Origin of the sequence: Paenibacillus sp. FJAT-26967 (assembly GCF_001541095.1) — a bacterium.
GTDB lineage: Bacteria > Bacillota > Bacilli > Paenibacillales > NBRC-103111 > Paenibacillus_F.
Genome location: NZ_LMXH01000001.1, coordinates 334,439 through 359,704, shown reverse-complemented (window position 1 = coordinate 359,704; position 25,266 = coordinate 334,439). Strand labels below are relative to the sequence as shown.

The following is a 25,266-nucleotide window of genomic DNA, read 5'->3' as shown; positions in this document are numbered from 1 at the left end:
TCTATAATTCAACTTACTACTATATCCATCTGATAGGCCGGATGCACTTGCCGAATGAACGGTTCCCTTTGGTCCCGTGCGTGCGGTTGCCGCCGGTGCGGTCTCCTCTTGTTCCGTGCGTGCGATTACCGCAGGTGCGGTCTCCTCTTGTTCCGTGCGTGCGGTTGCCTCCGGTACGGTCTCCTCTTGTTCCGTGCGTGCGGTTGCCTCCGGTGCGGTCTCCTCTTGTTCCGTGCGTGCGGTTGCCTCCGGTGCGGTCTCCTCTTGTTCCGTGCGTGCGGTTGCCTCCGGTGCGGTCTCCTCTTGTTCCGTGCGTACGGTCTCCTTTTGTTCCGTGCGTACGGTCTCCTTTTGTTCCGTGCGTGCGATTACCGCAGGTGCGGTCTCCTCTTGTTCCGTGCGTACGGTCTCCTTTTGTTCCGTGCGTGCGGTCTCCTCTTGTTCCGTGCGTACGGTCACCTCTTGTTCCGTGCGTACGGTGTTTTCTTTTACTTGTAACAGCCTGCGCTTCTTCCTCTTCCTCTTTCCACCATGCTTCGAACAAATCCGGGAATTTCTCCATATGATTTGCCTCCCTCTATTAAGATAGTACATCCTATTCTTTTATTCACAGAGCGGTATAGTCATAGGTTTACTCTTTCATCAAATGAGAGATTATCCGTTACCTTTTGCTCAGGGAGTATAAGCGGATTCAATAATAAATAGATAGACAACCAGTACCGATTGATATACGGCACATATAAATAGATTACAGATAGAGCGAAATGACAAATGAAAGGAGGCGGATCATCTCACGCTGCCGGCGCCAAGCTTCTATAGGAGAAATCCGTAAGCAAGCAAACCACAAACTTATTATTGAGAGGGGAAAGCGAATATGTCTGCTAACGAATTGGGTTATGTTACGAATTTGATAGGCGAAGAAGTCAAAGTAAACCGGGGCGGTCCGGATTCAATTACAGGTAAACTGATTCACGTGCACTCTGACTACCTTACTGTACAAACCAATGAAGGAATCGTGTATATTAACGCTTCTCATGTTAAAAGCGTAACGGAAGGCGGAAGTAACAACGTTTATTCCGATAATCCGAAATCCATATCCGCCTATGATTTCTATGAGCTTCTTAAGAAGTTTCATCAAAAATTTGTACAAATCAACCGCGGGGGACCAGAGAAAATCGAGGGTGTCATTGCGGAGGTCAGAAAAGACTATGTTGTGCTGGTCGTTAAGAACGAAGTCGTCCGAATCTTGGTTTTCCACATTAAAAGCATCAGCCTCGCGGGCAGTAAAAGCGGCGGCAACAAAAAAGATGGAAGCAAAGGGAACCAGTCCAAAGGAAACCAGACAAGAGGAAATCAGACTCGCGGAAATCAAACACGCGGGAACCAGACAAAAGGAAATCAGACTCGCGGAAATCAAACACGCGGGAACCAGACAAAAGGAAACCAGACTCGCGGAAACCAAACACGCGGGAATCAGACAAAAGGAAACCAGACTCGCGGAAATCATTCACACGGGAACCAGACAAAAGGAAATCAGACTCGCGGAAATCATTCACATGGTACACACCGTAACAATATTTTCCGGATGTTCTTCTAAGGAATCCATGTTGAATGAACGTTGAATGATCCTAAGATCCTAAGCAACCTCCCCGACCTACATTCTAATCCCCACTGCAAGATCCTATCCGAATTACAACGGCGGCCGTACAATAACGGCCGCCCTCCCTGCTAAACCGAGGGGCATCCGGATGTTAGCCGGAGGATTATGAAGAAAGTAAGGTTGGCACGATACACCGAGCCTTCAATCTGAAACATCTGAAACTGAAAGGAGGACCTGTGGTGAAGCTGCTGCACTCTTTTATAGGCAAATACGTGGATATCGGGCTGTCCGGCAAAAAACTACCCATCCGGGGCTGTTTAATCGATGTAGGGAATGATATTCTCGTCGTTCATAATGGCGCACAATTCATCTATATACCGACCATTCATTTGCAGAATATGACGCTAAGCGAAGACCCCGCTAACAACCTCACCGTGAAACCGGAAATGCCGTTCGATCATTCGGATATCGCTTACCGCAAAATTCTGATGAATGCGAAAGGTATTTTTGCAGAAATATACATTTCGGGGACGCAATCCGTCCACGGTTACGTCACCAGTATCATGAATGATTTCTTCGTATTCTTCTCCCCGGTATACCGCACGGTTTACGTATCTCTTGAACATGTCAAAACCATCACCCCCTATGAAACCAATACAACACCTTATTATCTAAGTCAGGACCGTTTCCCGCTCCAGCCGACAGGAACAACGTTATCCAGGACGTTCGAGCAACAGCTCAAAAAGCTCATCGGTGAACTGGTCGTATTCGATCTCGGGGAAGATTCCAATAAGATTGGACGTCTAAATGCGGTTGAGAACAACATGCTCGAACTCATCACAGCCAATGGCAAACATTTATTTATGCACACCAGCCATGTAAAAACCATTCATATCCCATAAAAGCTAACCGAATAGGGGACAAGAAGTTTACGTGCAGACTACGTATCGCATGGATACCGGGTCTGTGCGCTTTTTCTCTAACTCCTTCGTAGGCTCATCAGCCGCTTCCGTACGCTGCGCAGCATAGGAAACACGGTTGTCCACAGCTTGTACAGCGGCCTGTTGAACACATATGTGAATTCTCCTGCAAACTCAACAAATTGACCCCCGAATCCCTTCTTGAATGCGTAAAGCCCCCAAAGAGGATTATCCGGAGATACATCCCCCGAAATGCCTCCGAAATCGTATGTCGTACAGCCTCTGCGTTTGGCTTCACGGATCATTTCCCATTGCAGCAGGTAGTTCGGCATATAGTCACGGAATACATTGTCGCTCGCGCCGTATACATACCAGGCTGTTTTGCCAGCAAACGTCTCTATGGCCCCAGACACGACGAGCCCCTCCGGATGAGAAAGCTTAATTTCTTCCATCTCGGCAATAGATTGCGAATATTTTGCTATTCTGCTCTTTAAAATTTCCAATTTACTGGTTATCTCCGCGAGTTTATCCTCTTCTGCAAGATTCCCCGCATCTTTCGCGAGTCGTTTATCCAGGTTTTCAGCTTCCTGCCTGGCCTGCTCAAGCCCCTTCTTCAGATGTTCGATTGCCCGTGACGGGTTGATCTTGGCCACATAAAGTTCAGCTAGTCCGGCTGGATGCAGTTCCCTGTACAAGCGCTTGAAATAGTCGGCATCCCGGGTAACAAAACCGTCTCTTTTGCCCGTCACCGCCATAATCTGGGCAAAGGTGCCGATATCGGCCTCTGTGCCTTTAACAATCTCTACCCCTTTGCGGGCCGCCAGCCGGATATTGTATAAAGTTTTGCGGTGAAAACCGTCCATAAGAACCGATTCTTCGTACCCCAGCGGCAGCTGAAAAGTAAACCGGGGCTGAACGCCGTTAAAATCAAGTTCATCCCCGTCATGAAGATAGCCCAGCTTCTTCATCCGTTCTACAGCTTGATCCGGCTTTCCTCCAAGCTCAATGTCCGCTTGTTGATTGTCACGCACAGCTACGACAAGCTCGGGATCCAAGATCAGGAATACGATCCGCTGCTTGCGGGCCCATTCACGGATTCCCCGGGTCATTTCCTCTACAACTCGGGCATCGCTGTAATCGAGGAGATAACCGCGGGGTGCGTAGCCGATGCTATAGCGGGTCCTGGGGATAGGCCGCAATAGCACCAGCGACGCCCCCGCAATTCTATCGCCATTCATGACCCCCACTCTTCGCATCTGCCAGCCCGAAGCACGTTTCAGCTCCGCCCAGGCGGTGGTCTGCATAAAATGTGCCGAATACGAATTCAATACGAAATTGTCGAATGTGCCTGCATCTATTTGATCGGTAAACTTCACGTTAATGCTTTCCTCCTTTTCCGGCCGGTTCGGATTCAAACTTGGCGGCCTTCAGCCATTCCAGGGCCACTTCTGCATCGTCAAAGGGGACCGACCGGTTCTCCGCAAAGATTTGCCGCTGTTCATGACCTTTACCTGTTATAAGTACACAATCTCCTTCCCGTGCATAAGAAAGCGCCCGGTAAATCGCTTCTCGCCGTTCCACGATGCCTTCCCACTGCGGCTCATCCTGAGGAGGAATCCCTTTAGTCATATCAGCCAGAATCGCCTCGGGATTCTCGGAGCGGGGGTTATCGGATGTAAGTATGGCCCAGTCCGACAGACCTGCCGCTTTAGCCGCCATTAACGGCCGTTTCGCCTTGTCGCGGTCTCCCTCACAGCCCGCTACTGTGATAACCCGGCCCCCACTGATTCGGCGAGCAGTCTCGATCGCATTCTCAAGACCGTCCGGATTGTGGGCATAGTCAACAATCACATGAAAGGGCTGCCCGGCATCGACCGGCTGAAACCGGCCTGCAATACCTTCAAATGAAGCCAGGCTCCTGCGGATATATTCGAGCGGAATATCCTCTGCCAGACAGGCCGCTATGGATGCCAGAGCGTTGTACACGTTAAATTCACCGGTAATACGAAGGTGTATGTCAGCCTCCCCGACAGGCGTCTTTACGCGGAAACATGTCCCGTCCGGCCGTATTTCAACGTTACGAGCCCGGACATCCGCCTGCTCGCGTATTCCGTACGTAAACGTCTGTACCGCGGTCCGGGCCGCTAAATACGCCGAGGCAGGATCGTCCGCATTAAGGATCGCAGTCTTCTCTTCCTTACCGGCATAGGAATTGCCAAGTCCCGTGAACAAAAGGGCTTTGTCCTCCAGATAACGGCTCATGTCCTGGTGGTAATCCAGATGATCATGCGTAAGATTCGTAAAGACTGCCGTTTTGAAATCGCAGCCTCTTGTTCTTCCCATGGCAAGAGCATGCGAGGACACTTCTAACACGCCGTATTTCGCTCCCCGGTCTTTCATCTTACGAAGAAATGCCTGCAGATGAATGGCATCCGGTGTCGTATGTGTCGTCTTCTCCACATGCTCATCTATCTTCATGCTTAAGGTACCGATCAGCCCGGTTCTATGACCATAGTCGCTCAAAATGCGTTCAATCAGATGAGACGTAGTCGTTTTGCCGTTCGTACCCGTCACCCCGATCAATTTCATTCCATAAGAGGGATGCTCGTAAAATTGATCCGCCAAGATTGCCATGGCTTTACGGGTATCCGGAACGACGATATAAGGAATCCCGGGTGGTCTATTCTCTATGATTCTTTCAGCAAGAATAGCCGCGCACCCTTTCTGTGCCGCATCCTGAATAAACAAATGCCCGTCCGACTTCGTTCCGGGCAAACATACGAACATGTCCCCTGGACGAATTGTACCCGAAATGGCGCTTAGTCCGGTTATGTCGGTATCTGTATAGCCCTCTATCTGCTTATTTCGCAGAGGTTTCAGCAATTCCATTATGTTCAAAGCGCCGTCAGTCCTTTACTTAATAGTTTCGTTTACATTCTTCCGAGCTTAAAGGACACTTGTTTCGCGGACATTTCAGAATGTTTCTAACTTGTAAAGCTTGCTGCCAGAATATTATTCCACGCTGTAAAAGCGCAAAAAAGACGCTGCCAGCCGGATTACCGGCTTGCGCGCCTTTTCTATATCGCCTATCGAAATCATTCCCATACTAAATATTGCAAACATTTATCGTACTAACCGTTCAAATATTGAATGAGCATACCAATTACCATCAGAACAAATAAAATACCTACACAATAAGCAAACCAGCGTAAAGGCTTCGGCATGCTTTTTAAATCGACTTTCTTGTCGGGGACACCCAGTATCGTCCGGTTATGTTCGGTTGCATCATTAAAAGATTGAATTTCTGCCCGGTGGATTAAATGTTCCTCTTCTTCTCTCACCTGTTGAGTACCATGCTTTTGCATCGCTGATCCTCCTTATCCCTCACTCCTTTCAAGTATAACAAACTCTCTTCACGGGATATACATAATATTCCATTATTATTGACGAACAACGATCTTGTTATCAGCCTGCCCATGCAGGTAATACCCGAAAGTTATTTAACCGCAGGCTCGAACAGCTCCGTGCTCAAATATCTTTCCCCGGTATCCGGGGCAATGCACAGCACTTTCTTCCCCCTGCCGAGCTTCCTCGCAACCTGAATGCCCGCCCAGACGGCGGCCCCTGAAGAAGGTCCGAGAAGCAGGCCTTCTTTGCGGACCAGCTCTCTTGCCGTATGATGGGCGTCCTCATCTTCAATCTGCAGCACCTCATCATAAAGAGAGGTATTCAAGATGGAGGGGATGAAGCTCGGACTTGTCCCGGGAATACGGTGCGGACCGGCCTCGCCCCCGGACAATAGCGGCGAGCAGCCGGATTCCACCACAATAATCCGCAAGTCCGGCAGCTTCTCCCGCAGCGCCTCCCCGGTGCCCGTAATCGTACCGCCGGTACCCGATGTAGAAACGAATGCATCCAGTCTGCCGTCCATCTGCTCCCAAATTTCCAGTGCCGTTGTAAACCGGTGGATATCCGCATTTCCCCTGTTATCGAACTGGATAGGGAGGAAACTGCCGGGAATACGACTCTCCAGTTCCTTCGCCCGGCGGATGCCTCCTTCGATCTTTTCATCGGCCGGATAAATGACGACCTCTGCCCCGTAAGCCTTCAGCAGCCTCACACGCTCTACTGACATGTTATCCGACATGATCACGATCAGCCGGTAGCCTCTTGCTGCCGCCACGATTGCCAGTCCGATCCCGGTATTCCCGCTGGTCACTTCAATAATGGTGCCGCCGGGCTGCAGCCTTCCTTCATGCTCCGCCTGCTCGATCATATAGCGTGCCGCTCTGTCCTTCACACTTCCGCCGGGGTTGAAATATTCCAGCTTCACATACAGGTCTGCATCGTCCTCCCCAAGGAGGCGCCTGATCTTCACGGCGGGAGTGTCCCCGATCAGTTCCAGAACACTGCCTGCCAGCCTGGAACTCAAGCCTAGCACGGAAGGGGTTCCGTCAGGCAGAATCTGCTTCATCATCTGCTCTCCTCCTTTTCCTCCCAATGCGTCTATTCTCAGGATTAGACGGTAATTTCCTTCGCCTGCCCGCTGCCGGCCGTATGTAGAATACGCCCCGTGATTGTCTGCGGATTGGCTAACAAATTCAGGATAGGGCACACCTTCTCTACCGCCCCGTAGAGTTCCGTGATCTCTTCCTCCGATGCCGGAGATTCGATGTGCAGCGTATAGCGCAGATTGTGCGGCCAGAATGGAATTTCCTCATAACCGGGTTTGCCCCCGTATTTGTGCTGGTCACCCTCGACTTCAACCTCGAGCGAATCCAGCCGAACCCCCCGGATCGCAGCTTGTATGAGGGTGATGTGAGTCAGGCAGCTGCCTAGAACACCGAGCTGCAGCTCCGGAGAACTCGGTCCGAGATCATACCCGGCGTAGTCCGGAGGGCTGTCGCTGATGATCTGGTAATTCCGGATGCGGATTTCACGGATTCCGCTCCGATCCTTAGCTCTCACGCGTGCCGTCAGCACCTCCGATGGAACCGGGGAACTCTGGCGTCGCTCCTCTTCGCGCTTATCAATCGCTTGTTTTTTGGCGGCCAGATAATCGTTTAATCCGCTCATATTATTCTCCTTCCGCTCTATCTTCCGCAGATTCCTCAGCCGGACCGGCTGTTACTGGCTGTCCGGCAAAGGTAATGTTCGTCCATCCCGCCGGAACCGCTCCGGCACCCGGCGCTGCGCCGCCTCCGGCAGTCCCGCCAGCCGGAAGGTGACAGGGCGGCAGCTCCTGCTGAGTCCCGGTTCCCTCCGCTTGCGCTGAACCCGGCGAGTAGGCGGTATGACTTAGAAGCGCCCATCCAAGAAGCAGGACGGCCGATACTTTGGTCATTCTCAAGTCAAGCACCTCTATCCGTCTGATTATTTGCCGTTATAATCCGGTATGGCCTTGAAAATCAGCCGTTCTGCCAAGGCCTTCTCGTCCGTGGCTGCATCGAGAATCCCCTGCTCTTTCTGCTCTTTAATAAAGAAATTCGCATTCTCTATCGCATTGTTCACACCCGGTCTCCACACGTAATTGTTCAACAGTCTCTCATTAGTTGCGACATCCGCCCCTACAAATTTGTTATCCACTTCAAGCTGGGCGACCTCTTTCTGGTGAGTGCCTACATACTCGGCCGCCTTCAGCATGGCCCGGGTGTATGCCGCTGCCTTCTCCGGATCTTTCTTGGCCAATTCGCCACTGACAAAAGCGTAGCAGCAGAATCCCGATTTGTAAGGCTCGTCACTGGCATTGCTGAGCAGGAGCGTATAATCCTTCTCGTTGATGGCTTTCTCCCCCACGGGATCCCAGACGATAAAGGCATCAATTTCTCGTTTCTCCGCTGCCGTAACCAACTGATCGGACGGGTATACCCGCCACTGCACATCCTTCTTCGGATCGATGCCATGCTTTTTGAGCTCAATTGACAGGGTAATCATAGGACCGCCGCCGATCACATCGACACCGACCGTTTTTCCTTTGAGATCCTTTACGGCCTTTACACTGGAGTTCTTGGGAGCGACCGCTTGAATGCAGCCTGCATGCAGGCCGCCGGTCAGCTTAACGTCCAGTCCCTGCTCGGCAGGCTTGAACCAGGAGAAATTGCCCTGGGTTCCGTCTATTTTGCCCGTTGCGATCCCGTTCTTCAGCGTGTTGAAATCCATCTTAGTCATCTGGGGATCCAGCCCTTCGGCTTCAAAAAAGCCATTCTTCCAAGCTACGAAAGTAGGCGCATCGCATGTTCCCCCGGAATAAGCCACATTAATTTTATTTCCGGTTTTGAAAGCAGCTTTCTTGACGGCGGGGTCCTGAGAAGAGCTTCCTGCAGGTGCTTCCCCCCCAGCGGTTGTGGCAGCAGGTTCCGGAGTACTTGCCGCTTTCTCTGCCGGTTTGTTGGAACAGCCCGTTGTTAAGCTGACTGCCATAATCACGGATGCCGCGCCGATTAACGTTAATTTTCTCATCCATATCCACTCCCGTCCGTACATATTCAGCGGTTCGATCCGCCGCTTCTGATTTAGGCTGTTTTATCCGATTCTCGGGTGCGGTTCACAAGGTTCCCTAGCCTCCTCCCAACCATAAAATAGCCATAAAAAAAACTAAACACGTTCCTCCCCGGGGAAGAATCGCGTTTAGTTTCCAGATAACCGGTCAACTAATTCCGATTAAACCTATTTACTTACATACTTTTTATATGGAAAATATTAGGTTCTATTTTTCAATTTGTCAAGCTCTCTTTTTTAATTCTTTTTTATTGACACCGATATCCTTAAATGGTAAATTCAACCTAATCTTATCGGATTAATATAGTTTGTGTTTACTAGTCCACTGGAGACACATGCCCATTATGAATGCGGCTGTGTCTCTTTCTTTATCTATACCTGAAGGAGGCCCATTCCAATGAGTTTGTATTCCGCTGAGAAGGCAGTTCTTCCTCATTCACATGCATCCACCCCTAGCCGGTTATGGACCTGGCAGACCCTGCTGCCCGTTCTGATCACCGGCGCTTCTTTCTTTGTGCATCTGGGTCTGCCGGATAAACAGCCCGCGGCAAGCAATGGAATTTATACCGGACTGCTTGCCTTGTTTCTCTTCATCTATGCTGCGCTGATCACCGGAGGATTCTTGCGCCCCGCCCTCGGTCGCAAGCTCCGGGAGCAGGCGCCGCTCGTAACGCTGGTTCTTGTGCTGCTCGGCATCTGGCAGCTGCTGACCCAGAAGCTGGATCTCTTCCCGATGCCGTATTTCCCGTCTCAGGTCAAGATTCTGGACGCTCTTATCGGTGAAGCCTCAAGCTTGGCCGTCAGCACCCTTTACTCCTTCCGCCTGCTCGCCACCGGATATATCATCGGTACGGTACTCGGCCTCGCAACCGGCATACTGATGGGCTGGTATCACCGGTTCCGCTACTGGGTAAATCCCTTCCTGCGGGTACTCGGCCCGATCCCGTCGACAGCCTGGATTCCGATCGTACTGGTGATCTTCCCTACGAGTTTCTCCGCCAGCGTCTTCCTGATCGTCCTGGCCGTCTGGTTCCCCGTAACGGTTATGACATGGACTGGAATAGCCAATGTGAATAACTCCTTCTTCGAAGTAGCCAAGACCCTCGGTGCGGGCGAAAGCTATCTGATCCGCAAAGTAGCGATACCGGCAGCATTTCCGCAAATTTTTATCGGTCTGTTCATGGGAACAGGCACCTCTTTCGTCACCCTGATCGTTGCGGAAATGCTAGGAGTTAAGGCAGGTCTCGGCTTCTATATCACCTGGGCGCAGGGCTGGGGCGAATACTATAAGGTGTATGCCGCACTGTTCATTATGGCGGTGCTGTTCTCCGGCATCATTACGCTGCTGTTCAAATTCAAAGATAAAGTGCTCATCTGGCAGAAAGGATTGATCAAATGGTAACAACCGCTGAAGTTCAGGGCCGGATTGCCATCCGGGAGGTCAGCCGTATTTTCCTGGATACGGAAGAGAAAACCATCACCGCTCTTCAGAACGTTAACCTGGATATCCATCCGGGTGAGTTTGTGTCGCTGATCGGCCCGAGCGGCTGCGGGAAATCTACGCTTCTGAGGCTAATAGCCGGTCTTGACCAGCCTACTTCGGGGGATCTGGTGCTCGACGGGGAGCCCATCCGCAGTCCTCACTATACCCGGGGGCTGGTTTTCCAGGACCCTACACTTTTTCCATGGAAAAATGTATGGGACAACGTGGCCAGCGGCCTCGAAGCCAGAGGAATCGTGAAGGAGCTTGCTTCCGAAGTGGATACATACATCGAACTGGTGGGACTAAAAGGCTTCGAAAAGGCTTACCCGCACACCCTCTCCGGAGGGATGGCCCAGCGGGCTGCACTGGCCCGGGCGCTGGTCAACCACCCGAAAGTCTTGCTGCTGGATGAACCGCTCGGGGCTCTGGATGCTTTTACAAGGATGAATTTACAGGATGAGATGATCCGGATCTGGCGGGAGCGCGGCACCACGATGGTATTCGTTACCCATGATATCGATGAGGCCGTCTACATGAGCGACCGGGTCATCGTTATGACGCCCAGACCTGCCGAAATCCGCGAGATACTGGAGATCCGTCTCCCTCGTCCCCGCCAGCGCAACAGCCCGGAATTCTTCCGTTACCGGTCCGAAATTCTGGAGATTCTGCATCTGCTCCCATAAACAACTTTCATTCACGCTGTACGTTTACGGCCGGTATTTACGTTCTGTCCTAACGGACAGGATACGCGTTATTCAGTTTTTAAAGAAATGAGGATAAATGGTGCCCCGTCATTCCCAAGACCTGTACACAGGAAGTACTTATTGGAACAGGTTCCTTAAGCCGCTCAGATTAGCCCGGTTGCTCAGTTTCCTGCTGCTTCTGGCAGCTCTGCCTCCCGCCTGCGGCAATCCCGGAACCGCCTCCTACAGCGCAGAGAGTCCCGCACCGGAGACCAAAGAGCTCACGATCACATTCGCCGCTGTTCCTCAGACAATCGAAGCCAATCAAACGGCTCGCCTAACGGTGAAGATCACCCGGGGAAACATCCCCGTTAAAGACGCTTCAGTCGGCTTTGAAATCTGGAGACAGGATGAACCGGATGGGGAACACCTGCAGCAGGCGGCGGAGCCCGACAACAAAGGGAGCTACAGCCTGAAGGGCTCCTTTACCGACAAAGGAGCTTACTCGATTGTTATCCATGTAACGACTGCAGAGACACATGAAATGAAAATGGAATCGTTCGAGGTTCATTAGAAGGAGATGAGATTCGGCATGAAAGCAACAGCCCAGTGGGGCATTCTAACCGCCGTCTTCCTGCTGGCCGGGCTTTGCTTGTATCAGCAGCCGGTTCAGCTGAGTGGGGCCGGGGCAGACTACGGCCCGCAGATCGGTCTTCTTGCTCCTGAATTCTCACTCGCCGGGCAGGATCAGAAGACCTATAGCCTGGAGCAGTATCGCGGCAAACCGGTCATTATTAACTTCTGGGCTTCCTGGTGCGCTCCCTGCAAGGAGGAAGCCCCAGCTCTTGCCAAGCTGCATGATCAGTACGGATCAGACGTTCAGATCCTGGCCGTTAACCTCACCTTGATGGATTCCCCCGACAAAGCACAGGCCTTCAGCACACACTACGGGTTCAAGTTCCCCGTGCTGCTCGATACGGAAGGGGATGCCTCCGCCGCCTACCGGATTCAGCCCATCCCCTCCACTTTTTTCGTAGATAAGAACGGGAAGGTGACCAGCACCGTTCTCGGAGTTCTCGATGAACAGGGCTGGGAGGAGCAGACCCGTCTGCTGCTGAACGCTGATCAGGCGCTTCAATGAGATGTTATCCCCGCTGATGAGCACCAGACTTATACCGTTGCACGAACTAACCCCGCTTTTAAACCGCCAAGCACGAACTGTGAACACAAAAAGAGCAAGCTTTCAGGGCGTTACCCGCCAAGCTTGCTCTTTGTACTTTTGTAAGAAACCCGCACGCTATCGTTAATCAGACCGGCACATAAGCCGATTTATTGCGCTCGATCTGTCCAAGATGCTTGCCGACATGATTCGTAAATGCCTCCACAAACCACCCGGCAGTCACGGGATTCCCGCGGAAATCAGCCGTTTTCTCCCAATCTTCCTTAGACAACCGGTAGAACAAGAAACTGTTGTAACGCAACAGGGCATCAAATAGATCCAGATATTCGGAAGCGTCCCCCTCGTTCGCTCTCTGCCCGCCCACCCAGTCATCCTGGTTAAAGGACGGCAGCGGCTTATCGGAACCCGCAAGGATTTCACGAATCCGGAAGGACACAATCAGATTGTGGTCTGCCAGATGAGCCAGCACCTCCGTGATGCTCCATTTATCCGGTGCGGGCTTCCAAGTCAGCTGCTCCTCAGTCAATCCTTCAATCGCTTCCTTCAATTGTGCATAAGTAGCCAGATAACGTCCGATATCCACAACCGTTTCACTCATCGCACTTCCTCCTTTTTTAGATGGGCCCAGACGCGCAAGCCCCCGCCCCAAACCTTGATAATGCAAAAGGCTCCAGATTTAGACCAGAACGCCCGTTGAGGATCAGCTCCGTCAGAATCTCGCCCACGACACTGGAAAACTTAAACCCATGCCCCGAAAAGCCCCCCGCCAGAAGTACATTCGGATACAATGGATGCCGGTCTATAATAAAATCATCGTCCGGCGTCAGCTCATACTTGCAGACGGCCCCCTTGTTCAAGGTCCCTGCCGCTTGGGGCATGTAAGTCTCAAGGACAGCCCGCAGGTCTCCCTCATCCTCCGCATAGCGGCCGAAAGGCTCCAGTACTTCCCCCGCTGTCCAGTCGTGCCCCGTATCATGCCGTCCGATTTTCAGGCCCGCACCTCCGATACTGGGAAACCCGTAATAAGTGCCTCCGGCATCCGCCAATGTAAAACCCGGAAAAGAACCCGCTTCATACAAAGGTACCAGCGGGTTAAACCAGCCGATCGCTTTGCGGACGGAGCGGACGGGAAGAGTAATGAACGGCTCCAGCGTCCGGAACCATGCGCCTGCACTCAGAATGGCATGCTGTGCATAATAAATGCCATTCTTCGTATGAACAGCTGCGCATCCCTGCCGGACTTCAATCCGGTTCACAGGCGTATGGGTCAGCAGCTCTGCGCCTGCATCCACAGCGAGCTTGCGCAGAGCTGCAACACACTGCTCGCTGAAGAGATAGCCCGCATCCGGCTCATACATGCCGGTAAAATGCCCGGGCAGACTGAAGCCGGGCCAGCGCCTGCAAATTTCGGCGGCGTCCAGCGTTTCAACCTCTACGCCAAGCGACCTTGCATCCTTCAAACGGGAGGGGAATTTGAACAAATCCGCGCTCGCCACGTTGATTACGCCAGAAGCGGCAAACAGCTTGGTCCCTGACTCCTCCTCCAGCTGCTGCCACAGCTGCTGCGCACGCAGCGCCATCTTAATATACGCGGAGCCTCCGCTGTAGGCATGACGGATGAGCCTCGGTTCACCGTGATGGCTCCCCTCGCCGTGCGGAGGGTCATACGCGTCGAGCAGCAGCGTGCGCACTCCACTGCGCGCGAGGTGGTACCCCGCGCTCATCCCCATGGAGCCTGCACCGACAACGATGACATCGTAAGCCGTTCCCGCTCTCATCCGCTTGTCCCGGCTCCCGCAGGTCTGACGGCGTCAGCGGGAGCCCCGGCTTTGCCAGCTTCTACGGAATCCGCCGGTTCGGCCTGCTCCCCGTCCTTGACACGCATGGCGGCCGCAAGCCGCTCTGCCTGGCTGAGCCGCCCTGCTTCCGAAGAACCGGCAGGTGCGGTCTTCCCCTGCCGGAGCGCCCGCTCGGCAACACCGGCCAAGAACCGCGCGCTGACCGGCAAAGCGGCTTCGTCGAGGTCAAAGGCCGGGTGGTGCCATTCGCGGCTGCCAGCGGTGCCTGCGAATACGAAGAGACCCGGCACCTGCCGCTGGTAGAAGGCGAAGTCCTCTCCGGCAGGTGAGGGCACCGGCCTCACCGCCGTATAACCCAGGCTCGTGGCCTCTTCTTCCGCGAGCTCCGCCAGAGCGCCGTCATTAATGACGGGCGGCGGCCCCTGGACCCAGCGTACGGAAGCCTTCGTCCCGTAAGCGGAAGCCACTCCTTCGACCACCTCACGGAACCGCTCCAGCACCCGGAGCCGGACCGGCTCGTCGAAAGTGCGGATCGTGCCTTCGAGGACCGCCTTGTCCGGGATCACATTCCACGCGGTGCCGCTGTGCAGCTTGGTTACGCTGATGACGGCGCTGTGCAGCGGACTTACGCTGCGGCTGACGATCGCCTGCACGGCCGAGACGATCTGGGCGGCAGCCACGATCGGATCGATGCCGGCCTCCGGCACTGCGGCATGGGAGCCGAGGCCCGTCAGCTCGACGACGAAGCCGTCGGCCGCGGCCATCAGCGGCCCCTCTTTGATGCCGAGTGTTCCCACCGGCAAATCAGGCTTATTGTGCAGTCCGAAGATGGCCTGCACATTCTCCAGGGCGCCGCTGGCGATCACCTTCAGCGCTCCGCTGGCTTTCTCTTCCGCCGGCTGGAACAGGAAGCGGACGGTGCCTTCCAGCTCCTGCTCCTTCTCTTTGAGCAGGTAGGCTGCACCGATCGCGGACGCCGTATGGAAGTCGTGGCCGCACGCATGCATTCTGCCCGGGAACCGGGAGGCGTACGGGAGTCCCGTTTCCTCCTGGATCGGCAGCGCGTCAATATCGGCCCGGATCGCAATGACGGGGCCGGGCTTCACGCCTCCCACTTCCGCGACTAATCCTGTGCGGAGACTGAACGGTGCAATACGGATGCCCGCTTCCTCCAGCCAGCCCTTGACGGATGCGGTCGTTTCGAATTCTTCATGTGATAATTCCGGGTACTGATGCAGATGGCGCCGGATCGAGATCAATTTCGGCAGCAGCTCACTTGCTTCCGGACGCGTAAGTGTGGACTCTCTTCCCATTCTCTCTGCCTCCTTCTGTTCAGCGGGTTCATGCAGCAGCTAGATGACCGGTTCAACGATCCGGTGTTTGCCGCTTCCATCATCAGCTTCTCCCCTACCTGACGACGGGTTTCCTGCCAATACGTTTTCTTCTATTTCATCGTCATCGGACGTGTCGTTGAATGCTTCTTTGAGCAGCTCGAAGGAGCGGAGTCTTCGGGGGAAATCTTCAACTGCCGTGATGACGATAAACTCGTCAACCCCCGTCGCCCGCTGAAGCTCCAGCAGCTCTTTTTTTACTTTCTCTATCGAGCCTTTGGTTACCTGCGGCTCTTTTACCTCAATTGTAAATTTTTCCTTAGTCTGGCTGCCGAATTCCTGTGCATGCTCCAAGTTGCTTACGGTAATCGTTCTGCCGCTTTCAAGGTGGATTTTGACAAGTTTGTGATCGCCGGCAAGTCTCTGCGCTTCTTCATCGCTTTCGGCCGCGATCACAGAAACGCCTAAGATGGCCTGCGGCTTCGTTCCAAACGTGTCATTGAAATTTGACCGGTAAGCCTGCAAAGCTTGAATGGCCGTATCCGGGTCGCCGTTAATGAATAAAGAAAACACGTAGGGCAGACCCAGCTCTGCCGCGATTTCGGCGCTGGCTGCACTGGTTCCGAGCACATACAAGTCCGCGGGATGATCCGTAACGGGGTTTGCCCGCAGTCCGTAAAGCGGATGATCTTCTTCCAGCCGGTTATGTATGTACTGGCGCAGCTCGGTAATTTTATCCGTGAGAGAAACCGGATCCGCCCCGCCTTGCTGCAGAGCCTGAGTCGATCTCGGCAGTCCCCCCGGAGCGCGCCCGATGCCAAGATCAATCCTTCCGGGACCGAGCGAAGCCAGAACGTTAAAATTCTCCGCCACCTTGTAGGGGCTGTAATGCTGCAGCATGACGCCGCCGGATCCGAGCCGGATCCGATCCGTTTTGGCCAGCAGATGGGCAATAAGCACTTCGGGAGAGGAACCCGCTACCACACCGGAATCATGGTGCTCGGACACCCAGAAGCGGGTATAGCCGAGTTCCTCCGCTTTCTGCGCAAGCCGGACGGTTCTCTGAAAGGCTTCTGCAGCCGTTTCACCTTCATAAATCGGGGTCTGATCCAGAATACTTAATTTGATCGCCAACGCGATTCCTCCTGTCTGTTGTCCTATTCCTATGGCTGCCGCAGCAAGCTGCGGCCTCCATTGTCTATGCGCCGAGTACCCAGCCGCTTAGATCGAGTAATTCAGCTCCGGTGTAATCCGCTTCAGGAACTGTTTCGTCCGCTCTTCCTTCGGTGAATGAAACAGCTCGCCCGGCTTCCCTTCTTCGACGATAACCCCGCCGTCCATGAACACGACATGGTTCGATACTTCGCGGGCAAAGCTCATCTCATGGGTCACGATAATCATCGTGATGCCTTCCTTGGCGATTTTGCGGATCACGGCCAGCACCTCGCCAACCAGCTCAGGGTCAAGAGCGGAAGTAGGTTCATCGAACAAGATAACCTCCGGGTTCAGCACTAACGCCCGGGCAATACCGACACGCTGCTGCTGTCCGCCGGACAGCTGACTCGGATAGGCATCCAGCTTGCCGGACAATCCTACCTTCAGCAGAACCTCCGCGCTTCTGGCACGGGCTTCTTGCTTGGGTATTTTCTGGGCGACGATCAGCCCTTCCATCACATTCTCCAGAACCGTCTTGTGCTTGAATAAATTGTACTGCTGAAACACCATAGCCGTCTTTCCGCGCAGGGTGTGGATATCTTTTTTGGCGGGACGCTTGCAGTTCACCGTAAAGTCTCCGATCGTCACCTCGCCGCTGGATGGCCTCTCCAGGAAGTTCATGCATCGCAAGAGAGTCGTTTTACCGGATCCGCTCGGGCCCAGAATGACGACAACTTCTCCTTTGCGCACCGTCAAATCAATGTTTTGCAGTACGAGCTGCTTGCCGAACGCTTTGGATATCCCGGCCAGCTTGATCATGCCCGTTCACCCCTTTTTTCAAAATAATGGAACGAGTTTTAATTCAATTCCCAACCTCAGGAGGAGGTGAGAAAAGACGGCCCCTGCAGATGCAGGCGGTAACTTTTGACCAGGATGTCCCCGTTATAGAACTCTTTATCCGGCGCACGCTCGAAGCCGAGCCTCTCGTACAGCCGGATCGCAGGCGCCATCATATCGGACGTATGCAGATGCAGGGTCGCAGATCCCAGTGCAAGAGACCGCTTGACGCTTTCCTTAATCAGCTGCGTTGCAATTCCTCTGCCTCTGGCACGGGGGGATACGGATAAATACCTGATAATAGGCGTGTGAATACCCAGCTCCGGTCTTCCGTAGGCCGCTTCCGATGAGACGAATAGCTGCACGCTGCCCACAATTTGTCCGGCCAGTTCAGCCACGATCCTTGCAACCGGACCCGGCCCTTGAACCGACTGCACAATAGCTTCCTGGTACTGGTGCCATCTGTCTGCAGCCATTTGGCCCGCATACTCTCCATATGCATCCAGCATAACGGCAAGCACGGCATCGCGGTCTGAATCCGCCGCTTCCCGGACGCATACGTCCAGCAGGCTTCCCATAGTTGACACGCTCCTTCTATATTTCCTGGCGTAGATGCCTCCAAAACAACAAAAAGACCGGAGAGGCCACAGTTTCGCGACTTCCCCGGTTGTCCGGAAGAAAATACATACAATTCAAAGCGGAATAGTAAGTTTTAAACAATGTACCATTTTCAGGGATATTGTTCAACCTTTTTTATCAAAAAAAAACCTCTAATATTCCCGTAGAATAGTAGAAGGTTATCCGGGCATACATTTAGCTCTCCGACGTCAATTTCCGGTAGCATTGTATCGTTTGAGGTTCAGGTGCAACGCCTAAATCTGCATCAAGCAGTTCTTGGAATGATTCATAATGATGGCGAAGCAAGTGCAAATCTTGGAGCTGCGCGTAGGCGTGCATGAAAAGCCGGCAGACCTCATCGGAATACGGATCTTCTTTCTGCAGGACAGAGAGCCGCTGGATAGCTTCTTTTGCGCGTCCGTGATCCAGATCGTACTCCGTCAGAGCATGAACCAACTGCACATACCTCTGATGCAGTTCGTCTTTTCTGGGCTGGGCCCAGGAGTAATCATGCTCTTCCAGGTAATCCCCCTTATACAGCGCCAGTACCGATTCCGCCTGCTCCCTCTCCTGCTCGGTACGGATGGGCTCTTCCGATACCCGCTCAAACAAATCCGCGTCCGTCAGCATGCCCTCCTGCTTAAGCCTGTAGCTGTTCAAGCCGAATTCAACGGTGGACGGTACGCCCCATTCCTTGAGCTGCTTGCGTATCTGGTAAATGGAAGTGTGCAGATGGGTCATCGCTTTATCGGGAGCGTATTCAGGCCATAGTGTGTCGAGAATACGGATTTTGGGGACCCACTGCCCTTTATAATGAAGCAGATAAGCGAACAGTTCCTGTGCCTTGAGCGTTCTCCATTTCTTCGTCCCGCTTGCTTGCAAATCGCCGTAAAGAGGTGTCAACCTTTGGAAGCTGAGTACGGCCGGCTTATTCCATTCTTTTTTGGCGGCAGGCTTCGGATCTTTCCCCCCCAGGGAATCCTCGATCCTATCCAGCGTTTTGGCAAAACGGGCCGCATGCACCGGCTTCAGCAGATAATCCAGCGCATAGAGTTCAAATGCCTCAATGGCATGGTCCGAGCTTGCGGTAATATACACAATCCGCACGTCCCGGTTTAACTGCTGGATATGTTCCGCCGCTTCCAGACCGTTCATCTCCGGCATGCCGATATCCAGGAACACAATATCCACCGGTTGTCCGGACAAGTAATCCAGCCCTGCCTTAGCCGAAGTGAATGTGGCCGCCACCCCGATCCGGCCGTCCTGTTCGATTAACCGCTCCAAATGGAGCAATGCAGGCTTTTCATCGTCAATTAAAATGGCTTTCATCGATCCTTATTATCCCCCCTTATGTTTCTTATCGGAATGTTATGGAATTTTTTTAGGAACTTCGAAGCTGACCTTCGTCCCTCCGCTGCCTTTACTTTCGATATTAAGACCGTTTCCGTAAAGCGTCAGCAGACGCTTGTGAATATTCCGCAGGCCGACACCCCTGCCAGGCAGAGAAGCATCGGACAAAATCTCCTTCATTCGTTCCGGCTTAATTCCGACTCCATCATCCTCTACCACGACTTGCACGCTCTCCCGAGTCTCCGATATATGCAGGGTGATCGTGCCTCCGCTTGCCTTCTGCATAATACCGTGCCGGACCGCATTCTCCACGATCGGCTGGATACTCAGTGGAGGAATCTGCGCATGACCGCTGCCGTCCGCATCGATAACAACCTGAAGGCGTTCGTCGAAGCGGGCTTTCTCGATAGCCAGATAAGACTTCACCAGATCCAGTTCCCTCGCAACCGAGGTGAGACGGTCCCGGTTCTGGAAATCGAATGAACTCCGCAAATATTGGCTAAGCTCAATGAGAAGATCGGTTCCCTTCATAGGGTCCACCGGGCAGATGGCGATAATGGTATTGAGGGCATTGTACAGAAAATGCGGTTTAATCTGGGCCTGCAAAAAAGCCATCTCCGTCTGAATGGTGGTCCGGATGGATTTGCGCAGTTCGAGCAGGGTACGCACCCGGGCCCGCAGTTCTCCCGCATCCACCGGTTTACTGAGGAAATCATTGATGCCCGCCTGGAAACCGGCCTGGATATCCTCCGTCAGGCTTCTTGCCGTTATGAGAAGTATCGGCAGTTCAAACGGCAGATACCTCTCCCGGATCTTGCGGCTCAGTTCAAGCCCGGACATTCCCGGCATCATCCAGTCCGAGATAACCAGATCTATGCTCGGATTACGGAAGACCTCTTCAAGAGCTTCTTGTCCGTTATCGACAGCGATCACTTCGTAGTTCTCAAGCGAAAGCAGATTAATCAGCACATGCAGGTTAATCCGGTCATCGTCCACAACCAGTACCGTATATTCCGGTTCCTCTGCGCGATGTACCGCGGGGCCCAGGAAATCATCGGGGAATAGGACAACCGGTTTCTCCGGCGCATTTGTCTCAGGCCATGAGGTTCCTTCCATAGTAGGAAGCGTGAAGTGAAACACCGAGCCTGTCCCAGGCTCTGACTCTACCCAGATCGTGCCCCCGTTGAGTTCAACGAGTTTTTTGGTAATGCTCAGCCCCAGACCCGTTCCTTCATACTGCCGGTGAACGGCAGAACCGGACTGGTCATACGATTTGAAGATATGCCGGAAGCGCTCCCGTCTGATTCCGATCCCTGTGTCCGCTACCGAAATCACAACCTGTTTCCTGTCTGTCCGGGCGCTTAGGCGAACCTCCCCCTGACTGGTGAACTTCAGGGCATTCCCGAGCAGATTATACAAAATCTGACGCAGCCGGTCTTCGTCGGTATCAAGCAGCGGAAGTCCCTCCGGAAGATCCAGTACAAGCCGGATATCCTTCTTACCCGCCGTGTATCCGATTACTTCCATGACCGATTGGGCGGCCGACCTCAAATCGACGGCTTTGCGCTGAAGCTTGATGTCACCCTTGCGCAGCTTAGAGAAGTCAAGAATATCGTTGACCAGCGAAGACAGGCGTTTGCCTGTGGAGACCACCATCGCCAGATTCCGTTTCTGCGGCTCGCTCAGCTCCCCGCTTGAACCCGCGATCATCGCTTCCGCCAAATTTACGATCCCGTTGAGTGGGGTTCTAAGCTCATGGGAAGTGCTCGCCATGAACTCGTCTTTCATCCCATCCAGCGTGAGCAGCTTGTCCGACAATTGTTCCACCTCGTGAAACGTCGTTGCAAAACGCTTCGCAAGCAGCAGCACCTGGGCACTGACGAACAGCAGCATTTCATAATGGATGACCGCTCTGCCCTGCATCCATCCAATCAGATTCAGCAGATTAATAACGATGATGACCAGGATACTCTGGATACTCATCCACATCAGAAAGCTGTCGGAATCCCGCCGGAACGTACTTTTAAGCAGAGCGTACAGCACATAACATACACTTATAAATCCGTATAATAGCACCGGCACTTCCAATCTGGAGAAAATAAGAGGCGGCAGCAGGAGCGAAATCAGCACCTGGATAACCGTGCTCGCTTCCGAGATCCTCAGCACCGCCCGGTGAACTACCCCCGGCAGCGAAACAGCCACATAACGGAGAAGAAAAAAGTAAATAAAGGAAGAGGAGAGCAGCTGGATTTTCAAAAAAAGCTCATAAGACATACCCGGAAGGGCGGCGGCCATGAGCTTTTCCCCCTGCGTCAGCACGTAGATAAAAGCAGACAGGCAGAACAATCCGAGATAGAGCAGCGAGCGCTCCTTTTTGCGCAGATTAAATAGGACGAAAAAATAAAGCGCAGGGATTAAGTAAGCCGCCAGAATGACAAGATCGCCCAGCAAGGCAAACTCCCTGTCATGAATAATCGACTGCTGGTCACCAAACATGACCGTATAGATCATCCCTCCGGATGAATAGCTGAAATTCGATACCTGAACGATAAGCTCCACCGTATCCCCGCTTACAGAAGCATAGCCGGTATACGGAACGTTCTCAGGTACTGCGGCCCCCGCCGACGTTCCGGGAGTACCTCCCGTTCCGACATCCTGGCCGTTGATAAATACGCGGTTGGCCGTCCGGATATTGGTGGTACGGATTCCGTATACCGCTTGTTCCTGATGGCTTACGCGGATGCGCAGCCGATAGGTCCCGTATCCGGTTGCCTTATATTCTCCGCTGGCCGATATATAATCGTTCCAACGGCCCGGCACCTCCACCACCGCTGTCGGCTCCGGCGGTTCTCCTCCCTGTCCCGATCGGAAATCTTCGGGCGTCAGCAGCCGGTCTCTGTAGAACTCCCATTCTCCGCTTAGTTTCACCACTCCCTTGTCCTTGAAGTCCCAACTGCTTAGATCCAGGAACCCTTCACGGGAGACCGGCCTGTTACGGTCCGACTCCACCGTTGTTATAAACCAATAGACAGGCAGCAGGATAAACAAGATGAGACTTGTTATCATCAGCAACCGGCTTTTTCCCATATCAGATCTCCCCTGCCTATCGTTTCACATTTGTCATAATTTGAAAATAAGTGTCGAATTTTCAGACTGGATATATTCGCCGGACCGGAGCATTCCTCCTTCTGAAAACTTTCTATTTCCTTGAAAAAACTGTGCGGCAGAAACAAAATAAAGGCATCTCCTAAGAGACACCTTAATTAATGTTCCTATTCCTGCTCCTGCCGTGCAAGCTTCTTAGTCCTTCGAACCGGACATGAACTTAGGAGTACCGTCAAAAATCCAAAGATTTGCGTTTTCCGCCCGCTTCATTAAATCCTCAGAACTGAATTCTTCCGCATGCCGCCTTTCTGCGGCCGTTATCGGAACGAGCCACAGCACGTTTACTCTTTCGTTATTCAAGTTAGGATATTCCATCTGCGGCGCATCCGCCGGTCTGGTCATCAGAACATACTCGAAAGCAGAATCGATTGAACTCATTTCTTCACAAGGAATGGTATGTCCCTCGGTCAGAAAGGTCATATGAGACCAAGGCAGATTCGTTTGGGCGCTTATATATTGAAGCAGCTTCATTTCATTGCGGGACAGCCATTCTTCTTGGATCGCAAAAGCAAGCTCGAACCGTCTCAGCTGCTCTGGCGTTTCGGAGTACAGCTCCAGTTTGGGCTGGGGCGCAATCGAGGCTCCGAGTGTAAAGACATAGACGATTCCGTCCCGGACCTTGGTTTTGACCAGCGCCTTAGGCGGCCAGTTTCCTCCATCAATCGCATAATACGTATCCACAGGCGCTGCACGGGACTCGATTCGCTGGATAAACTGCTCTTGAAGCCGGGGCCAGGGATTATCTTCCCAGCTCTTCCAGAATTCCATGGCTCCCTCTACTCTCTCATGCAGAACATTGCTGTCCGGTGTTCCGAGTGGAAGGCACAGATCCGATTCTTCCGTGCAATCCCTGGCGTAACCCGGAAATCTCTCTTCTCCGGATTGCCCCGCCCATCCTGGAATCACACTGAGAATCTCTCCCTCATAGATCAGAGCTGCTGCATCGCCCTCTTCGAACCAGACGAGGGACAGCCGCTGCGGATCAAGCCGCTCTGCGCCTTCGGGATGTGAGCAGCAGTGCGCCGGCAGCATGGGAGCCTGTCCCTCCTCCATAGTTTCTATGTTCATCTCCTCTGGAGCTGCGCCATAATTGCGGACCCAGCAAGACCGGATAGATGCATGCTCCTGTCCGGGATAGTCCCATAAATAAAAATAGACACTATTCTCATCTTCTTCAACAAAAGCTTGGATATTGCATAAGGGCGAAAATTCCTCCAGCAAAACATTCGGCACTTTTCTTCACCTCTCTAGTAACGTTTCTATCATTTGCATCTCTGCTCCATTTACCATACCCTATTTTACATGCCGCCGAAAATTCAGTAGGATAGGAAAGATTCTGTACAATATATCCCAGCAGCGAGGTGTCGATAACTTGAAGCATTGCACAATGTATGTATCTATCCAAGATACCGGCAAAATCATGGAGGCCATTGCCGCAGCGTTCCGGGACGGAACCCCCCGGTTGTCGGATGACCGGAATCAACTGACGGTGACCTACGGGAAGCTGTTTGCCAAGCACACCCTTACCTTTACCTTAATGACTTTAGAAAGCCATCCTGCGGAATTCGAAGACATGCTTAAAGGCATGTACGCATTCTATTATCCGGTCGAAACCGGTCATCCCCACATCAAAGAAAAACTGCTTATGCAGATCACCGCACTCAATGCCGCTGTCGGCCTTGTATCCAGTAAAGAGCTGGACCAGGATACGATGGACAAAATCTGGACCGCCGCTGCCGAAGTAAACGGGCTCATCTTCTTTCCTTCGGGAGCCATCCTTGCACATGGCAAACTGCTCCTGAACCCTGAAGGTGAATCAGAGTTCGAGGATTATCAAGTTACGGTTAGTGCCGATCTGATCGACGGGCATATTCTCGTAACGGAGACGGGAGAAGCCCGCAAGCGCCGCAGCATGGAACTGCTGAAGGAGCGAGGCGTACCCTCCACCCCGCATTTGCCTGTCCTTCCGGGAGATGAGCATGCAACTATACGAACTAAGGAAGAGATAACCAGGCGGGCCGTTGCCTTGTGCATCCTTGCCATGTACGGCGCCAGTTTTTCCTCCGAAGAGGTAGATGCCGGGGAAGAGAAAGCTTTTACAGCCCGTCTGATCGGACTCTATCAGGCCGATGATTTCTTCACCCCGCGGGAACAAGAATTTCTTGCCCGGGAGCGGCCCGCTCTGACGGACGCCGTCCAATTTGCGTGGATGTATGAATGCTACTGGGTGCTTTTATGGGCGCTCGGTTATATAGAAGAACTGCAATTCCCCGGGGAAATCTGTGACGTACAGACCGCGGTGGATATTCTGCGGGAGTCTGGACATTATGACGGCTTTGCAGAGAACGCCCGCATGCGGAGCAAACAAGAAATTCTGGATGAAGCCGATCTTATTTACCGGTATGATTGGGCGTGCGTAAATGCGAGAGTAAGCGGTGAGCCTGCTCCCGCCGGATTGAATGACGAGGTTGTCGTCGAGAGACACCGTGCTCTTAACTGGCTCATCCGTTACATGGATGCTGATTGGGATGACGTTAGGACCGACACCTGATTTTTTCATTTTTTCACATAAAAAAAGCAAAAGCAATTCACACATAATGTGCCTCTTGCTAATGCTAATGCTAATGCTAATGCTAATGCTAATGCT

At 52.9% G+C, this 25,266-nt stretch carries 24 protein-coding genes; 7 read left to right on the top strand and 17 right to left on the bottom strand.

Annotated elements, in window-relative coordinates; all coding sequences use genetic code 11:
* Positions 1 to 19 precede the first annotated feature (19 nt).
* Positions 20 to 562 carry a hypothetical protein gene (locus tag AR333_RS01640; RefSeq protein ID WP_156430807.1) on the bottom strand — a complete coding sequence of 181 codons (543 nt, stop codon included), beginning with the start codon at positions 560 to 562 and terminating at the stop codon, positions 20 to 22.
* Between the two features lie 312 nt (positions 563 to 874).
* On the opposite strand from AR333_RS01640, the gene AR333_RS01635 reads away from it, so the two are divergent.
* Positions 875 to 1,597 carry a hypothetical protein gene (locus AR333_RS01635; protein WP_068773610.1) on the top strand — a complete coding sequence of 241 codons (723 nt, stop codon included), beginning with the start codon at positions 875 to 877 and terminating at the stop codon, positions 1,595 to 1,597.
* 242 nt (positions 1,598 to 1,839) lie between these two features.
* On the top strand, positions 1,840 to 2,502 hold the full coding sequence (locus AR333_RS01630) for a hypothetical protein (protein ID WP_068773609.1): 663 nt from the start codon (positions 1,840 to 1,842) through the stop codon (positions 2,500 to 2,502).
* Between the two features lie 77 nt (positions 2,503 to 2,579).
* Here the strand turns inward: AR333_RS01630 and AR333_RS01625 are convergent, their stop codons facing one another.
* The 7 genes from AR333_RS01625 to AR333_RS01595 form a co-directional block, all read right to left on the bottom strand.
* On the bottom strand, positions 2,580 to 3,896 hold the full coding sequence (locus tag AR333_RS01625; protein ID WP_068773608.1) for a peptidoglycan bridge formation glycyltransferase FemA/FemB family protein: 1,317 nt from the start codon (positions 3,894 to 3,896) through the stop codon (positions 2,580 to 2,582).
* 1 nt (position 3,897) lies between these two features.
* Entirely contained in the window at positions 3,898 to 5,409 is a 1,512-nt protein-coding gene (locus AR333_RS01620; protein ID WP_156430806.1) for a UDP-N-acetylmuramoyl-L-alanyl-D-glutamate--2,6-diaminopimelate ligase, read from the bottom strand.
* 242 nt (positions 5,410 to 5,651) lie between these two features.
* The gene (locus tag AR333_RS01615) at positions 5,652 to 5,885 is read right to left on the bottom strand and encodes a hypothetical protein (RefSeq protein WP_068773606.1); all 234 of its coding nucleotides are present in this window, start codon (positions 5,883 to 5,885) and stop codon (positions 5,652 to 5,654) included.
* Positions 5,886 to 6,016: 131 nt separating this feature from the next.
* Entirely contained in the window at positions 6,017 to 6,997 is a 981-nt protein-coding gene (cysK, locus tag AR333_RS01610) for a cysteine synthase A (protein WP_253735691.1), read from the bottom strand.
* A 41-nt stretch (positions 6,998 to 7,038) separates the two neighbouring features.
* Positions 7,039 to 7,596, bottom strand: a complete 558-nt coding sequence (locus AR333_RS01605; RefSeq protein WP_068773605.1) for an OsmC family protein — start codon at positions 7,594 to 7,596, stop codon at positions 7,039 to 7,041.
* Between the two features lies 1 nt (position 7,597).
* The gene (locus tag AR333_RS01600; protein WP_172798787.1) at positions 7,598 to 7,870 is read right to left on the bottom strand and encodes a hypothetical protein; all 273 of its coding nucleotides are present in this window, start codon (positions 7,868 to 7,870) and stop codon (positions 7,598 to 7,600) included.
* A 23-nt stretch (positions 7,871 to 7,893) separates the two neighbouring features.
* On the bottom strand, positions 7,894 to 8,979 hold the full coding sequence (locus AR333_RS01595; RefSeq protein WP_068773603.1) for an ABC transporter substrate-binding protein: 1,086 nt from the start codon (positions 8,977 to 8,979) through the stop codon (positions 7,894 to 7,896).
* Positions 8,980 to 9,415: 436 nt separating this feature from the next.
* Between AR333_RS01595 and AR333_RS01590 the strand changes: the two genes are divergently transcribed.
* The 4 genes from AR333_RS01590 to AR333_RS01575 all read left to right on the top strand — a co-directional run bounded on the left by AR333_RS01590 (position 9,416) and on the right by AR333_RS01575 (position 12,325).
* On the top strand, positions 9,416 to 10,420 hold the full coding sequence (locus tag AR333_RS01590) for an ABC transporter permease (RefSeq protein WP_068773602.1): 1,005 nt from the start codon (positions 9,416 to 9,418) through the stop codon (positions 10,418 to 10,420).
* Complete coding sequence (locus AR333_RS01585; protein WP_068773601.1) at positions 10,414 to 11,184, top strand: ABC transporter ATP-binding protein; 771 nt, start codon at positions 10,414 to 10,416, stop codon at positions 11,182 to 11,184. The genes AR333_RS01590 and AR333_RS01585 overlap by 7 nt, the downstream gene beginning before the upstream one ends.
* 100 nt (positions 11,185 to 11,284) lie before the next feature.
* Complete coding sequence (locus tag AR333_RS01580) at positions 11,285 to 11,758, top strand: FixH family protein (RefSeq protein WP_216638957.1); 474 nt, start codon at positions 11,285 to 11,287, stop codon at positions 11,756 to 11,758.
* A gap of 18 nt (positions 11,759 to 11,776) precedes the next feature.
* Positions 11,777 to 12,325 (top strand): TlpA disulfide reductase family protein, encoded by a 549-nt coding sequence (locus AR333_RS01575; protein ID WP_068773599.1) that lies wholly within the window; start codon positions 11,777 to 11,779, stop codon positions 12,323 to 12,325.
* 166 nt (positions 12,326 to 12,491) lie between these two features.
* On the opposite strand, the gene AR333_RS01570 is transcribed toward AR333_RS01575, so the two are convergent.
* The 9 genes from AR333_RS01570 to AR333_RS01530 form a co-directional block, all read right to left on the bottom strand.
* Positions 12,492 to 12,962: a DinB family protein gene (locus AR333_RS01570; RefSeq protein WP_068773598.1), complete on the bottom strand. Its 471-nt coding sequence runs from the start codon at positions 12,960 to 12,962 to the stop codon at positions 12,492 to 12,494.
* Between the two features lie 16 nt (positions 12,963 to 12,978).
* Positions 12,979 to 14,142 carry an N-methyl-L-tryptophan oxidase gene (solA, locus tag AR333_RS01565; RefSeq protein WP_068773597.1) on the bottom strand — a complete coding sequence of 388 codons (1,164 nt, stop codon included), beginning with the start codon at positions 14,140 to 14,142 and terminating at the stop codon, positions 12,979 to 12,981.
* Positions 14,139 to 15,476, bottom strand: coding sequence for an amidohydrolase (locus AR333_RS01560; RefSeq protein WP_084783443.1), 1,338 nt, complete (start codon positions 15,474 to 15,476; stop codon positions 14,139 to 14,141). The genes solA and AR333_RS01560 overlap by 4 nt, the downstream gene beginning before the upstream one ends.
* A 39-nt stretch (positions 15,477 to 15,515) precedes the next feature.
* The gene (locus AR333_RS01555; protein ID WP_084783441.1) at positions 15,516 to 16,628 is read right to left on the bottom strand and encodes an LLM class flavin-dependent oxidoreductase; all 1,113 of its coding nucleotides are present in this window, start codon (positions 16,626 to 16,628) and stop codon (positions 15,516 to 15,518) included.
* Positions 16,629 to 16,715: 87 nt separating this feature from the next.
* Positions 16,716 to 17,468, bottom strand: a complete 753-nt coding sequence (locus tag AR333_RS01550; protein ID WP_068773596.1) for an amino acid ABC transporter ATP-binding protein — start codon at positions 17,466 to 17,468, stop codon at positions 16,716 to 16,718.
* Between the two features lie 56 nt (positions 17,469 to 17,524).
* Entirely contained in the window at positions 17,525 to 18,064 is a 540-nt protein-coding gene (locus AR333_RS01545; protein ID WP_068773595.1) for a GNAT family N-acetyltransferase, read from the bottom strand.
* 235 nt (positions 18,065 to 18,299) lie between these two features.
* Positions 18,300 to 19,433 carry a response regulator gene (locus tag AR333_RS01540; RefSeq protein ID WP_068773594.1) on the bottom strand — a complete coding sequence of 378 codons (1,134 nt, stop codon included), beginning with the start codon at positions 19,431 to 19,433 and terminating at the stop codon, positions 18,300 to 18,302.
* A gap of 39 nt (positions 19,434 to 19,472) precedes the next feature.
* Positions 19,473 to 22,541, bottom strand: a complete 3,069-nt coding sequence (locus AR333_RS01535) for an ATP-binding protein (protein WP_068773593.1) — start codon at positions 22,539 to 22,541, stop codon at positions 19,473 to 19,475.
* Positions 22,542 to 22,754: 213 nt separating this feature from the next.
* Complete coding sequence (locus AR333_RS01530; protein ID WP_068773592.1) at positions 22,755 to 23,852, bottom strand: suppressor of fused domain protein; 1,098 nt, start codon at positions 23,850 to 23,852, stop codon at positions 22,755 to 22,757.
* A gap of 139 nt (positions 23,853 to 23,991) precedes the next feature.
* Between AR333_RS01530 and AR333_RS01525 the strand changes: the two genes are divergently transcribed.
* Entirely contained in the window at positions 23,992 to 25,170 is a 1,179-nt protein-coding gene (locus AR333_RS01525) for a DUF4272 domain-containing protein (RefSeq protein WP_156430805.1), read from the top strand.
* Positions 25,171 to 25,266: the final 96 nt, after the last annotated feature.

Coding starts and splice junctions, on each gene's coding strand:
- AR333_RS01640 (WP_156430807.1), bottom strand. CDS start 562: ATGGAGAAATTCCCGGATTTGTTCGAAGCATGGTGGAAAGAGGAAGAG.
- AR333_RS01635 (WP_068773610.1), top strand. CDS start 875: ATGTCTGCTAACGAATTGGGTTATGTTACGAATTTGATAGGCGAAGAA.
- AR333_RS01620 (WP_156430806.1), bottom strand. CDS start 5,409: ATGGAATTGCTGAAACCTCTGCGAAATAAGCAGATAGAGGGCTATACA.
- AR333_RS01615 (WP_068773606.1), bottom strand. CDS start 5,885: ATGCAAAAGCATGGTACTCAACAGGTGAGAGAAGAAGAGGAACATTTA.
- cysK (WP_253735691.1), bottom strand. CDS start 6,997: ATGATGAAGCAGATTCTGCCTGACGGAACCCCTTCCGTGCTAGGCTTG.
- AR333_RS01605 (WP_068773605.1), bottom strand. CDS start 7,596: ATGAGCGGATTAAACGATTATCTGGCCGCCAAAAAACAAGCGATTGAT.
- AR333_RS01595 (WP_068773603.1), bottom strand. CDS start 8,979: ATGAGAAAATTAACGTTAATCGGCGCGGCATCCGTGATTATGGCAGTC.
- AR333_RS01590 (WP_068773602.1), top strand. CDS start 9,416: ATGAGTTTGTATTCCGCTGAGAAGGCAGTTCTTCCTCATTCACATGCA.
- AR333_RS01585 (WP_068773601.1), top strand. CDS start 10,414: ATGGTAACAACCGCTGAAGTTCAGGGCCGGATTGCCATCCGGGAGGTC.
- AR333_RS01575 (WP_068773599.1), top strand. CDS start 11,777: ATGAAAGCAACAGCCCAGTGGGGCATTCTAACCGCCGTCTTCCTGCTG.
- AR333_RS01570 (WP_068773598.1), bottom strand. CDS start 12,962: ATGAGTGAAACGGTTGTGGATATCGGACGTTATCTGGCTACTTATGCA.
- solA (WP_068773597.1), bottom strand. CDS start 14,142: ATGAGAGCGGGAACGGCTTACGATGTCATCGTTGTCGGTGCAGGCTCC.
- AR333_RS01560 (WP_084783443.1), bottom strand. CDS start 15,476: ATGGGAAGAGAGTCCACACTTACGCGTCCGGAAGCAAGTGAGCTGCTG.
- AR333_RS01550 (WP_068773596.1), bottom strand. CDS start 17,468: ATGATCAAGCTGGCCGGGATATCCAAAGCGTTCGGCAAGCAGCTCGTA.
- AR333_RS01545 (WP_068773595.1), bottom strand. CDS start 18,064: ATGGGAAGCCTGCTGGACGTATGCGTCCGGGAAGCGGCGGATTCAGAC.
- AR333_RS01540 (WP_068773594.1), bottom strand. CDS start 19,433: ATGAAAGCCATTTTAATTGACGATGAAAAGCCTGCATTGCTCCATTTG.
- AR333_RS01535 (WP_068773593.1), bottom strand. CDS start 22,541: ATGGGAAAAAGCCGGTTGCTGATGATAACAAGTCTCATCTTGTTTATC.